The sequence below is a fragment of the Paraburkholderia sp. J8-2 genome (assembly GCF_905220195.1).
In the GTDB taxonomy this organism is placed as follows: Bacteria; Pseudomonadota; Gammaproteobacteria; order Burkholderiales; family Burkholderiaceae; genus Paraburkholderia.
On sequence record NZ_CAJMZA010000001.1, the window covers coordinates 219,684 to 232,949 of the forward strand.

A 13,266-nucleotide genomic window follows, 5' to 3' on the forward strand; every position below is an offset into this window, starting at 1 on the left:
GAGCGCGCGCGCATGGCTGAGAACGTCACGGCTATCGTGCGTCAGATCAGTTCGGCCGACCTGAGCGCGGACGGCGAATTCCTTCTGATTCACGATGGAAGCGCCACGGCGGCACTACACCGTTCGGTATTCAACGACCTGCTGGTTGCGCTGCCCAACGCGATGGAAAAGATCCAGCGCATCAACAAGAGCGAAGCGCCATCGTTCGCGCTCATGCACGCGCGCGGCTGCGAGATCGGGCGGCTCGACGGTACTCGCCATGTTGTGATCCGCTTTCGGCTATCGCAAACTGCCTGCCTGTCGTTCACATTGCCCTGCGAGCACATTCGCGGCATTGTCGACGCGCTCGAGTCCGCATCTCATCAAGAAGCCGTGCTGTCTTCCCGCACCGCCTGGCTGCAATAAGCAGGCGCCCCGCACGCGGACGCGCTCCCAGCGAGCCGCACACACATTTTCATCCGCAAACCCTGGTTTCCCTGGCCTATCTTGATCCTGCGTGACGCATTGCGCGGCTTACGTCTAAAGCCGCTGATTTCCCTGTTGCTGGTCGCGCCCGGATTCGCGCCACCCGCCGCACTCGCTCAACTCTCCGGCGCGGCATCGCAGCCCGCATCGCTCGGCGACGAATGGGCCTTGCGCGTCGATCCGCAGTTGCAGGAGCATCCGCTGCAATCGGGCGACAAAGCCGCAACGACCGCAATCGCCCGGTCCATGAACGGCACGACCGACACCGACCTCTCGCTACATGGGGAGGCCGAGTTGCGGCGTTACGCGTCGGCCATCAAAGGCGACTCCATTCACTACTTCGAGGACGCGGACACCGCCGACGCGTATGGCCACGCGAGCCTCACGCAAAACGGCATCACGTTCTTTGGACCCTATGCGCATATGCGCGTCGAAGCGGAGCAAGGCTATATCAACACGCCGCGCTACCGCTTCGTCATCAATGGCGGATGGGGTTCGGCCGCACGCGCCGACCTGATCGACAACGAGCGCGCGGTGATCCACAACGGCACCTATTCGACCTGCCAATGCAGCGGCGAGCCCGCGTGGTACCTGCGCGCCTCGCAGTTCGAAATGGACAACGGCACGAATACCGGCGTTGCGCGCAACACGGTGCTGTTCTTTCAGGGCGTGCCGATATTCGCGAGCCCGTGGCTCTCGTTTCCGCTCTCGAACGACCGGCGCAGCGGCCTGTTGCCGCCAACGTTCTCGTTCAGCTCCACGGGTGGCTTCGACCTGGCGACGCCGATCTATTTCAATCTCGCACCGAACTACGATCTCACGCTGACACCCCGCACGATCAGCCGCCGTGGTGAGATGATGAGCGCCGACTATCGCTACCTGGGCAGCGACTACAGCGGCGAATTCTCGGCTCTGGTTCTGCCGCACGACGCACTCACGAAGACCGACCGCTATTCCCTCTCGCTCAAGCACGACTGGAATATCGGCTCCGGCTTCTCCGGCTACGTGAACTACAACCGCGTTTCGGATTCGAGTGTCACCACCGACCTGAACGCCGAAAACCAGCTTCTGTTGGGGTCGACGACGCTCTATGACCAGGAAGCGGGCCTGCGCTATGCGAACGGACCGTGGTCGGTGCTGTTGCGCGAGCAGCACTGGCAGGCCTATTCGAACGATACGGTCTACAACCGCGAGCCGCAATTGAACGTGCAATACGCGCGCTATAACGTGGACGGATTCGACTTCGGTGCGCAAGCGGATGCATCGCGCTTCACGATGTCGAGCAGCGACGTTGCGCAGGGCAATCGCTTCGTATTCAATCCCTACGTGTCGCTGCCCGTCGTGCGCCCGTCGTGGTACATCACACCCAAGGTGCAGTGGCACTTCGCGGCCTACGACCTTTCCTCGCTCGGCAGCGACGCCGTGGCCGGACAGCCGCGCAATTTCCAGGTCAACGTGCCGACGGTGAGCCTCGACTCCGGCATGACGTTCGAGCGTTCCATCACGCTGTTCGGCCACGCCTATATTCAAACGCTCGAACCACGGCTTTATTACGTCTATACGCCGTACCGGAACCAGAGCTTCGCGCCGCTGTTCGACACCGCCGAGAGCGATTTCGGCCTCGCCGAGATCTTCACGGCCAATAGCTTTGTCGGCAATGACCGTGTTGCCGATGCCAATCGCGTCACCGCCGCCATCACCACACGTTTCATCGACGCCGCGACGGGTTCGGAGGCAGGACGCTTCGTGCTCGCGCAGCAATACAACTTCACCACGCCGCGCGTGACGCTGGAAGCCGACGGCACCGCCACGGACATGACCCGCACGGGCGTGATCGCGGGTGCCTCGCTCAACATCAGCAGCGCGTTCAAGGCCGAGCAGGCCATCGAATACGACGAGGCGAATGCTTACCTTTCCCATGCGAGCACGGGTTTTTCGTGGGCGCCCGCAGCGGGCAAAGTCTTGAATATGGCGTATCGATATACGCGCGCCAACGCGTCCGAGGACGACGAGCCGGTCAGCCAGTTCATCGTCTCGGGCCAATGGCCACTGAGCCGCCGGCTTTCCAGCGTCGCCCGCGTGAACTACGACATGCATTTGCACCGGCTCATTGCGGGGTTGGTCGGCTTTCAGTACGACGCAGATTGCTGGTCGATCGGCGTTGCCTTCGAAAAATACACGAATGAGACCAGTTCCACGGTGCCGAGCAGCGGCAGCCGCGTACTGATGCAGTTGCAGTTCAAGGGTCTGTCGAAAATCGACAACGGCCTGCTCAATCAGTTCAGGGAAAACGTGCCGGGCTATACGCCACCGCCGGGCGGCGATGCACCGGTCTCGAAGTTCACGGACTATGAGTAAGGCGGTTTTCTCGAGTTGACGGTTGCAGGCTGCGCGCATGATCGACAGAATCTTCAATGTGACTTTTTGGAACATGTCTGTGCGCGATATGAAGTGTTTTTTCTGAAGCGCCCGTCCCAGACTGTCTCTACAAACCCCGCGTACACCCCGGAGTGGGTGTCCCGTCGAGGGACCGAGGACCCGTAAGGTTCAACAAGGAGACAGCAGTGTCAGATATACCGTCCAATACGGCCGCACACCGATATCGCAGCGCCACACCGGTCATTCGCACCCGGATGGCCGGCTGTATCGGGCACGCCATCGAATGGTTCGACTTCTCGATTTACGCGAATTTCGCCATTTTCTTCGGTCCCCAGTTGTTCCCGTCGACGGATCAGCGCTCCGCGCTGCTCGCCGCGTTCGGCGTCTACGCCATCGGCTTCGTGATGCGGCCTGCGGGGGGCTGGCTGCTAGGCGCCGTCGCCGATCGCCACGGCCGCCGGACCGCGCTCGCCATTTCCGTCACCTTGATGGCGCTGGGTTCGCTCCTGCTCGCGGTATTGCCGCCCTACGCGGCGATCGGTCTCGCCGCCCCGGTCATCGCAACGATTGCCCGGCTATTGCAGGGGCTCTCCGTCGGCGGCGAGTTCGCCGCAGCCTGTTCGTTCCTTGCCGAGACAGCGCCGCCGAACCGCCGCGGATTTCACGGCAGCTTCCTGTTCTTCGGCACGGGCATCGGCTTGATCGCCGCCTCGGCGATCGCCTGGGTGCTGAACCGCGCGCTCACCCACGAGCAGATGCTGCATTTCGGATGGCGCATCCCGTTCCTGATCGGTGCGTTTGGCGGCCTGTTCGGGTACTGGCTGCGTACGCGCGTCGAAGAAACCGAAGCGTTCCGGCGCACCGCCACGCGCGCCAAGGAACGCAAAGGCTCGATCCGCGTTCTGTTCACGCAATACGCGAAGCCAACGTGGACGCTCATCGGCACCAGCATTCTCGGCGCGTTCGCCTTCTATCTGTTCATTGTCTACGTGCCGGTCTACGCGATTCACCGCGCGGGCGCGGAACCGGCGACCGCCTACGCGGCGAGCACGTTGAGCCTGATCGCATTCACCGCGGTTCAACCGCTCTTCGGCTGGCTCTCGGACCGCTTCGGGCGTCGTCCGCAACTCATCGTGATGGCGGCGCTCTATACGCTGTTCGTCTACCCCGTCGTGCTCTCCGTGGGCAACTCATTCTGGTCGATCGCTCTGGTCGAGATGTTCGGCATCGTGGTGTACGGCCTCTATACCGCGATTGCGCCAGCGCTCATGGCGGAGCTTTTCGGCGCCGAGATTCGCTCACTCGGTATCGGGCTCCCGTTCAACCTGGTCGTCGCGATTCTCGGCGGCACGACGCCCTATTTGATGACGTGGCTGCAGGGCCGCCAGCAGGAATACCTGTTCCTGATCTATGTCTGCATTGGCTCGGCAATCAGCCTCTTCACCTATGTGCGGATGAAGGAGACGCGTGGCATCGCGTTAGATTCGGAGCGCTGACACCATGATCGACGCATTGCACACGCGCCTTTCGCGCGCCGCGATCACCATGCAAGCTGACGAGTGCGCGCTGAGCCACATCGATCTGGGTAGCGGGGCCCCGCTTCTGTTGATCCACGGCGGCCACGGCGGCTGGTACCACTGGCTGAAGAATATTGAAGCCCTCTGCGCCCACTCGCGCGTCATCGCGCCTGATCTGCCGGGCTTTGGCCGCAGCACCGGCCCTGTGAGCAACTTCTCGTTGCAAGTGGCCGCCAGCGAGCTGTTTGCCCTGCTCGACAGCCTTGGTATCGGTACGATTGACGTCGCAGCGTTTTCGTTCGGCGCATGTATTGGCGCACAGATGGCGGTGCAAATGCCGCATCGCGTGCGCTCGCTTGCGGTGGTCAATCCGGCCGGAATGGGCCCGGTTTCAGCACGGCTCGCCGACATTCAACATGAAGCGGCGCGGGTCGCGAAATCGCATGGCCTCGAGCAAGGCGTGCGCATTTCACTCGAGCAAATCATGCTATGCGACGCCCGCCTCGTTACAGAGGACCTTTGCAGACTCACCGCCGACCATGTGCGGGCGACGCGCGTGCAAACGCGCGCCATTGCACGGACTCATCCCACGCGCGCCCTTTTCGCGCGCGTGCGCGCGCCAATGTGGCAGGCACTCGGCGCACAAGATCCCCACCAGCACCATGAGCTTGACCAGCGGGCTCGCTATGTGCAGTCAATATCGGAATGCAACACCTCGTCGATTTGCCACGCCGCTCATTGGCTGCAATTCGAGGCGGCGCCGTGGTTCAACGACAACCTGACTGCCTTCCTCGACCGCGTTCGCGCGAGGCAACGCACACCCAGTTCCATCGATACCGGACTCCAGACATGATTCTCGACACCTTCGCAGACTACGTCGCCACACAAGCGGAAGTCGATTTGCCAGCGCCCACCCGTCATGCGGCAAAGCGCGCACTGATCGACTGGTTCGCGGCGCTCCTGCCAGGCACGCTCACGGCACCCGCCCTGCAACTGCGGCGCGCGCACAGCGAGGAATTCGGCTTTGCGCGTTCGAGCTTGCCGGGCGCCGGGGCACGCACGTTCCCGGCAACTGCCGCCTGGATCAATGGCAGTACCTCGCACGCCGTTGAATTCGACGACATCTTCCGGGACGCCGTCTACCATCCGGGCTGTCCAACAGTGGCCGCAGCACTCGCGCTAGCCGAAGACAGAAACGCAAGTGGCGACCAGTTGCTCAAGGCGATTGTTGCGGGCTACGAAGTTTCAACGCGCATAGGCGCCGCGGTACAACCCGCTCATTACCGCTTCTTCCATACGACAGGAACGGTGGGATGTTTCGGCGCCGCCGCAGCGGGTGCGCTTCTTGCCGCGCCCGGTTCCAGCGACACGGCGCGTCATGCAATGGCGACGGCGGCGACCTTCGCGTCGGGCCTCCAGCAGGCATTCCGCTCCGACGCCATGACCAAAGCCCTGCACGCCGGCCACGCTGCCGCTGTGGGCGTGCGCGCGGCACAGGGAGCGGCCGCCGGACTGACCGGCGTGACCGACATCCTCGAAGGCGCAGCGGGCTTCGGAGCCGCATTGTGCGACTCGCCGAGCTGGGACGGCGTAACCGACGGCCTGGGCGTGCGATTCAACATCGAGCACATTACGCAGAAAAATCACGGTTGCTGCGGACATACATTCGCCGCCATCGACGCGCTGCTCGAACTGAAGCAAGAGCACGGCTTCACGGCCGGCGCGATCCGCAATATCACCGTGCGCACGTACGGTGCGGCGCTCGAGGTGGCCGGCATTCGCGATCCGCGAACGGCCTTTGAGGCGCGTTTCAGCCTGCCCTACGTCATGAGCCACGCGGCGATATACGGCTCGGTGCGGCTCAGCGCTTTCGAGCCCGCACGGCTTGCCAAGGCGCCGCTGCGCGCATTGATGGAAAAAGTCGAACTGGTCGCCGATCCGGCGCTAACAGCCGCATTCCCGAAACAGCGCGCAGCGCGTGTGGCCGTGACGCTCGACGATGGCCGCACGGTCGAGACTTTTGCTCCATATCGCCGAGGCGATCCCGAAGCTCCGCTCACGGACGCCGAACTCGACGCCAAGTTCACCGAACTGGCAACGCCGGTCATCGGCACAGCCGCTGCGCGAGCGCTGCTCGATCAGCTCTGGCGCATCGACGAACATCGTGTCACCGATCTCGCACTTGCCAGGCTCGTTGCATTGCAAGCGTAGCCCCCCCATCACTCTGCCATGCCTTCGATCTTTGGCATGGCAGAGATTTCGTCCATGAGCCACGAGCGAAATGCTGCGATCTTGCGCGACGGCCTGCGGCCTTCGGCAACCAGAAGGTAATAACCCAGCTTTCGCTTTACCGGGCGGTTGAACGGACATACCAGCGCGCCCGAGGCGATATCGTTGGCGAGCAGACGCGTTTGCCCGATCACCACGCCGAGACCCTCGATCGCCGCCTGATAGGCGAGCAGAGAGTTCTGAAATCCGCCGCGCTGCTGCTTCACGAGCGCTTCGAGATCGCTGCGCCCCACGGCGCGCAGCCAGTCGAACCAGTCTTGGCGCCGATAGCGCGACTGAAGCAGCCGGTGTTTCGCGAGGTCCGAAAACGTCTTCAGCGGCGGCCCGTCACGCAACAACGCCGGGCTGCAAACAGGCTCGATGACATCGTCGAACAAATGCTCGCTCTGGATGCCAGGCCAGTTGCCGTCGCCGAACTGGATCGCCGCATCGGCCTCGACTTCATTGAAGTTCATCGGCGCAACGGTCGTGCTGATCTCGACGGGAATGTTGGGATAGCGCTGCTCGAAGCGTTGCAGGCGATGCATGAGCCACTTCGCTGCGAACGTGGTGTAGACATTGAGCCGCAGCGCCTCGCCCTCCGCACTCCCCACGATGCTTTCCGTTGCCGCCGCAATGGCGGCGAACGCCGGCCCCACCGCCTTGTGATAAGTCGCGCCCGCCTTCGTGAGCCTCACGCCGCGAGGCTCGCGCTCGAACAACGTGACGCCGAGATATTGCTCGAGCGTGCTGAGCTGCCGGCTCACCGCCGAGTGCGTGACGCACAGCTCGGCCGAGGCCTTCGTGAGGCTGCCAAGACGCGCAACGGCATCGAATACGTGTAGCGGGTTGAGCGGAGGAACCGTGCGGGACATTAGCTGACTATCCGGGAATTGGTGTTCCAAAAACTCACATCAACGTACCGTATGCGAAGTAGTGTGTCAATCTCGCGGCGGGAATAATGACCTCACGATGAACACGTACCTGGAGACGAAGAGGAGAACCATGGACTTCCAGTTCACTGAGGAGCAAACCGCCTTTGCAGACGCCGTGCGCCGGTTCGCGAAAGACACGCTTGCGCAAGGCGCGCTGCGGCGGGCCCACGAACCCGGCTACGCGTTCGACGTAGCGCGGCTACTGTCCGAACAGGGCTTGCTCGGCATTACGATGGACGAGGAGGACGGCGGCCAGGGCGGAACGTTGATGGACGCCGTCATCGCGATCCAGGAAATCGCACTGGTCTGCCCCAAGAGCGCGGACGTCGTGCAGGCCGGCAACTTCGGTCCGATTCGCACTTTCGTCGAGTATGCGAGCGCGGAACAGAAGCGCCGCTACCTCAAGGATCTGCTCAGCGGACGCAAGGTCATCGCGCTCGGCATGACCGAGCCCGGCGCGGGTTCGGCCGTCACCGAACTGCGCACCTCCGCGCGCGAAGAAGGCGACGAGTACGTCATCAACGGCACGAAGATCTTCTCGACACACAGCCCCGAGGCCGACCTCTTCCTGATTTACTGCCGCTTCGGGCCGGGAACGGGCAACATCGGCTCGGTTCTGATCGAAAAAGGCACACCTGGATTCACGGTCGGCAATCCGTCCTGCTTCATGAGCGGCGAACCGTGGTCGCAGTTGTACATGGAGGAATGCCGCATTCCGGCCGAGAACGTCCTGCTCGGGCCAGGCGGCTTCAAGAAGCAGATCTCCGGCTTTAATGTCGAGCGCGTAGGCAATGCGTCACGGGCTCTGGCCCTGGGCCGTCACGCGTTCAATCTCGCGCGCGAGCATGCTGCCATGCGGGAGCAGTTTGGCCACCCGTTGTGCGAGTTTCAGGGCATTCAGTGGAAATTCGCCGATATGGCACTCAAGCTGGAATCCGCTCAATTGCTGCTCTACAAGGCCGCAAACGTTGCGCGCGGCACGCTGCCTTCGCCCAACGACACGGCGCTTGCCAAGCTCGCATGCAACCTGGCCGGCTGGGAAGTCTCGAACGACGCGCTTCAAGTGATGGGTGGCATGGGCTACAGTCAGGAGTCGCTGGTGGAATACTGCGTGCGACGAACGCGCGGCTGGATGATTGCCGGTGGATCGATCGAAGTACTCAAGAACCGTATCGCCGAAGGCGTGTTCGAACGCCGTTTCGACCCGCGCAAGTGAAGGGACAACATGAGCATGAATGAGACGATGGAGCCGACTCCCCGCACTGCCGTACGTGACATATCCCTCGCACGCTGTGTGCTGGCGCCCGAAAGCGTCGCGCTGATCGGGGCATCGGACGACCCGGCAAAGACGGCGGGCAGACCGCTGCGCTTTATCCGGCAGGCGGGCTACGAAGGGCGCATTTACCCGATCAACCCGAACCGCGACGTTGTGCAGGGGGAACGCGCCTGGCATCGTGTATCGGATCTGCCCGAAATTCCGGAGCACGCGTTCATCCTCACGCCAACGGAAGCCGCAATCGACGCGCTCGAGGCATGTGCGAACTTCGGCATTCCCGTGGCCACCATTCTCGCCGCGGGTTTCTCTGAGACGGGCCCGGACGGCGCAGCACGCGAACAGCGCGTGCGTGACATCGTCGCGCGCACGGGCATTCGTGTTCTCGGGCCGAGCGGTCTCGGTATGGTGAACGTGCGCACCAAGCTCGCATTGACGGCCAATGCCGCTTTTGCCGAGCCGGATCTTCCTGTTGGCGGCGTGTTTGTGGCCTCTCACAGCGGCAGCATGATCGGCGGCCTGCTCTCGCGCGGCAAGGCCAAAGGCGTTGGCTTTGCGGGTCTGGTTTCCGTTGGCAACGAAGTCGACCTGAGCGTTGGCGAACTCTGCGCCGCAACGCTCGACGACCCCGCCATCACCGGCTACATGCTCTTTCTCGAAACGCTGCGTCATGCCGACAAACTGCGCGCCTTCGCCCTGGCGGCGGCCGAGCGCGGGAAGCCCGTCGTGGCCTACAAACTGGGGCGCTCCGCGGCGGCAGCAGAGCTTGCTGTCTCCCACACCGGCGCGCTGGCCGGCGAAGACGATGTTGCCGACGCGTTCCTCAAGGATTGCGGCATCGCTCGCGTCGACACGCTCGAAGCATTTCTCGAAAGTCTCCCCCTGCTCCGGCAAATGCCGTTGCCCCGCTCCCGCGAAGCTGCGCGCGTGCCGCGTGTCGCGGTGGTGACCACGACCGGCGGCGGCGCGGCCATGGTGGTCGATCAACTGGGTGTTCGCGGCATCGATGTCGTGCAGCCCCGTGAAGAAACCTTCGCGCGGCTCGCGAGCGCGGGCGTGGACGTGTCCAGCGGGCGCATCGTCGACCTGACACTTGCGGGCACCCGTTATGACGTCATGAGCGCCGCGCTCCGTGTGCTTCGTACGGCACCGGAATTCGATCTCGTCATTGCCGTCGCAGGATCTTCCGCTCGCTTCGCACCAGAACTCGTGGTTCGCCCGATTATCGATAGCGGGACGGCTGACCCGGCGTTGCTCCCGCTGGCCGCGTTTGTCGTGCCAGAAGCGCCGGAGGCGCTGCTGCGACTGACTGAAGCGGGCGTGCCGTGTTTTCGGACCCCTGAGGCGTGCGCCGATGCCATCGCCGCCGCAGCATCGAGACGCGCGCCGAAGCCCTTCTCGCGGCAAAACGCGGAGGAGAAAAGCACTACGAAATATGAGGATGCCTTAATGCTCGACGAGCTCGTGGCGTACGAGCAGCTCGCTCGAGTGGGTGTTGCGCATGCACCGGCATCAGCCATCTCAGTCAGCGAAGCCGCAGCGTTGCCCGAAGGTCTTGCCTACCCGCTCGCGGTCAAAGTTCTCTCTGAGCGGCTGCCTCACAAGACGGATGTTGGCGGTGTCGAACTCGGTATCAGCGACGGCGCCCAGTTGCGCGCAGCAATTGCTCGCATTGTCGAGAACGTGGGAAAGCACGTGCCCGATGTCGCGGTCGAGCGCGTCCTCGTGCAACCGATGACCCGGGGCCTCGGCGAGGCGCTGATCGGCTATCGGCTCGATGCGCAGGTGGGCCCGGTCGTCATGCTCGCGGCCGGCGGCGTCTATACCGAGCTTTACCGCGATCGAGCGTTGCGGCTGGCGCCTGTCGATTTCGACGAAGCACGGGCGATGGTTGCCGAAGTCAAGGGACTGCGCGCGCTCGAGGGCTATCGAGGCAAACCACGCGGCGACATGGATGCTCTCGCCAGAGCGGTGGTGGCCATGTCTCGACTGGCCACCCTTCCCGATGTTTGTGTCGTCGAAGCCGAAGTCAATCCCGTGATGATCAGGCGTGAAGGCGACGGCGTACTGGCTGTCGATGCGTTAGTGCGCATCAAACAATGAAGCATGGCGCGCGTGACGGGCGTCCAGACGCACCAGGTTTTCCCGCCTGGTGCGCCCGAGCCAGGCAAAGTCGCCAGGCGCACGTCACAGCTCCATACTGACGCCTCGCCGGAACAGACGGGTGTTGACAAGGTAGTAGACAACTCCGGCCGCAAGCCAGGCCAGGCCGATCGCCTTTGCTCGCCAGTCCATCAGGAACAGGACGTAGCCGATAATAAAAAGGCCAATGAGCGGGAACACCAGATGGAGCATCCATCGCTTCGATCGCTGCCGGATCATGAAGTGATTAATGACCGACAGATGCAGTACGAAGAAACCCGTCAACGCGCCAAAGTTGACGATGCTGCTGAGTTCATCGATCCGCCCGAGGAAAGCGAGGCCGACCACAAGCGACACAACCGCGACGAGAATCGTGCTCACGTAAGGCGTCTGGTACTTGGGATGAACCTTGGAGAGCACGTGTGGCAGCTTGCGATCACGACCCATCGCGAACAGGATCCGCGAAATGGCCGCTTGCGCGACAAGCGCGTTGGCAATGCCCCACGAAAGCGCCGTGGCCCAAATGGTCGCGTAGCGCAGCGCGGGGCCGCCTGCAATCGCCGCCGTGTCATAGAACGCCCCATCGGTACTGGAGAACGTCGTTCCACGCGCAAGATCGACCGCAACCCACGTCTGCAGGATAAATAGCGAGCCCACCACCAGCAGGGCCCAAAGCGATGCCTTACCTACGCTGTCAACCCCGTCCCTGCTCTCCTCGGACAACGTAGAAATGCCGTCGAATCCCAGAAACGAAAGGACTGCGATCGATACGGCTCCGACCACCACTGACACACTGAACTTGTCCGCATCGTAGAGCGGTTTCAATGTGAGACCCGTGGGATGATCGCCCGAATAGAGTGCAATCAGACCCAGCACGATAAACACGGCGAGGATGATGCCTTCAGCCACGAGGATGTACCGGTTCGCCTTCGCGGTGAACTCCACGCCAACGAAGTTGATCAGCGTGTTGATGCCGATAAATCCCACTAGCCACAGCCAGTCCGGCACTTGCGGGAGGATCGGCCGCAGCGCCTCGGCGCTCACGAGATACAGAAGCGCCGGAACGAGAATATAGTCGAGCAGGATCAGCCAGCCCGAAAAGAAGCCAACCGTCTCATGAATGCCACGTTGGGCGTAGGCGTAAACCGAGCCAGCAACCGGGAATGCCCGTGACATCGCCCAGTAACTCATGGCGGTGAAGAACATCGCGACCATGCCAATCAGATAGGCGAGCGGCACCATGCCTCGCGCGTCCTGATAAACGTAGCCGAAGACACCGAATGGCGCGATTGGCACCATGAAAATCATCCCGTAGATGACCAGATCCCAAACGGTGAGTGCGCGCTTGAGCTCCTGCGTATATCCGAATTCTCTTTCGATTGACATAGTGTTTCCTAGAGGACGATTCCGAGCTGCTCCGCGATCGATTTGGGCAGTGCGTAGCGGCATGTTTTCTGAGGGTCAACGACCTGACAGATTTGCAGATCGCCGGCGACTGACAGCAAATTGACTGCGTCATCTGTCGAGAGCCCCGTCTCACCTGCAATGAAGCTGACCATATTGCGCGCAGCCAGATTGGCTGCGTCATCCAGCAAACGAGCGGATGCGATCGTATAGAGGGTGTCCGCCGTCTGGGCCATCGGTGTCGGGAGCACACGGTCCCTGAGCACTGAAATGCTGACGGTGACTTCGCCGGCTATCTCCATCCCGCAAACGGAGACTTCGCCGTCTCCCATGGCGGCATGCAAATCGCCCAGTGCCAATAGTGCGCCGGGCACGTTGACTGGCAGATACAGGGTCGTGCCTTCAGTGATGATCTTGCAGTCCATGTTTCCGCCGTGCGCGTCCGGAACGCCGCATGACACTGAGTCACTGGACGGGGCCGTGCCGATGACACCGATCATCGGGTTGAGCGGCACGCGTACGCCTTGGGGCAGCGTGCCGAAGCCACCTTCCACGGGAATCACGCGGATCGACGGCGCCGTGATCTCATCGCCACAGACTCCGAGGCCCGGCGCCGTCATCATGACCGCCTGCTTGCCAAGTACGATTCGTTCGATCTGAACGGCGAGGACGTCCCCCGGTTGCGCGCCGTCGACATAGACCGGGCCCGTCGCCGGATTGATGCGACTCCAGTCGAGCCCGGTGTACGGTGTGTCGGCGGATCGGATCTGATCCTCGAAGCAATCACAGGTCTCGAATACGACCCGCTCGCCGTCCTTTACGGTCAAAGCGGGAGCGTTCCCCGGGCCCATTGCATAGATGAGGTGGTTTCTGCTAACTCGAT

At 62.6% G+C, this 13,266-nt stretch carries 10 protein-coding genes; 7 read left to right on the forward strand and 3 right to left on the reverse strand.

The window, feature by feature from the left end:
• The first annotated feature begins 12 nt into the window (after positions 1–12).
• The 5 genes from U5A52_RS00970 (at position 13) to U5A52_RS00990 (ending at position 6,572) form a co-directional block, all read left to right on the forward strand.
• Complete coding sequence (locus tag U5A52_RS00970) at positions 13–405, forward strand: hypothetical protein (protein WP_321914531.1); 393 nt, start codon at positions 13–15, stop codon at positions 403–405.
• Positions 406–504: 99 nt separating this feature from the next.
• The gene (locus U5A52_RS00975) at positions 505–2,823 is read left to right on the forward strand and encodes an LPS-assembly protein LptD (RefSeq protein ID WP_415773333.1); all 2,319 of its coding nucleotides are present in this window, start codon (positions 505–507) and stop codon (positions 2,821–2,823) included.
• 206 nt (positions 2,824–3,029) lie between these two features.
• Entirely contained in the window at positions 3,030–4,340 is a 1,311-nt protein-coding gene (locus U5A52_RS00980; RefSeq protein WP_321933437.1) for an MFS transporter, read from the forward strand.
• A gap of 4 nt (positions 4,341–4,344) precedes the next feature.
• A complete protein-coding gene (locus U5A52_RS00985; RefSeq protein WP_321933439.1) occupies positions 4,345–5,214 on the forward strand; it encodes an alpha/beta fold hydrolase in 870 nt (289 codons plus the stop codon).
• Positions 5,211–6,572 (forward strand): MmgE/PrpD family protein, encoded by a 1,362-nt coding sequence (locus tag U5A52_RS00990; RefSeq protein WP_321933442.1) that lies wholly within the window; start codon positions 5,211–5,213, stop codon positions 6,570–6,572. Before U5A52_RS00985 ends, U5A52_RS00990 begins: the two co-directional genes overlap by 4 nt.
• An 8-nt stretch (positions 6,573–6,580) precedes the next feature.
• Here the strand turns inward: U5A52_RS00990 and gcvA are convergent, their stop codons facing one another.
• Positions 6,581–7,504 (reverse strand): transcriptional regulator GcvA, encoded by a 924-nt coding sequence (gene gcvA / locus U5A52_RS00995; protein ID WP_321914526.1) that lies wholly within the window; start codon positions 7,502–7,504, stop codon positions 6,581–6,583.
• A gap of 130 nt (positions 7,505–7,634) precedes the next feature.
• Here gcvA and U5A52_RS01000 point away from each other — a divergent pair, with 130 nt between their 5' ends.
• Both U5A52_RS01000 and U5A52_RS01005 read left to right on the forward strand, forming a co-directional pair.
• Positions 7,635–8,780: an acyl-CoA dehydrogenase family protein gene (locus U5A52_RS01000; RefSeq protein ID WP_321933444.1), complete on the forward strand. Its 1,146-nt coding sequence runs from the start codon at positions 7,635–7,637 to the stop codon at positions 8,778–8,780.
• Between the two features lie 27 nt (positions 8,781–8,807).
• On the forward strand, positions 8,808–10,940 hold the full coding sequence (locus tag U5A52_RS01005; protein ID WP_321934151.1) for an acetate--CoA ligase family protein: 2,133 nt from the start codon (positions 8,808–8,810) through the stop codon (positions 10,938–10,940).
• Between the two features lie 84 nt (positions 10,941–11,024).
• Here the strand turns inward: U5A52_RS01005 and U5A52_RS01010 are convergent, their stop codons facing one another.
• Together U5A52_RS01010 and U5A52_RS01015 are read right to left on the reverse strand one after the other, a co-directional pair.
• Positions 11,025–12,365: an APC family permease gene (locus U5A52_RS01010; protein ID WP_321914524.1), complete on the reverse strand. Its 1,341-nt coding sequence runs from the start codon at positions 12,363–12,365 to the stop codon at positions 11,025–11,027.
• 8 nt (positions 12,366–12,373) lie between these two features.
• Positions 12,374–13,210, reverse strand: a complete 837-nt coding sequence (locus U5A52_RS01015) for an acetamidase/formamidase family protein (protein ID WP_321914523.1) — start codon at positions 13,208–13,210, stop codon at positions 12,374–12,376.
• Positions 13,211–13,266 lie beyond the last annotated feature (56 nt).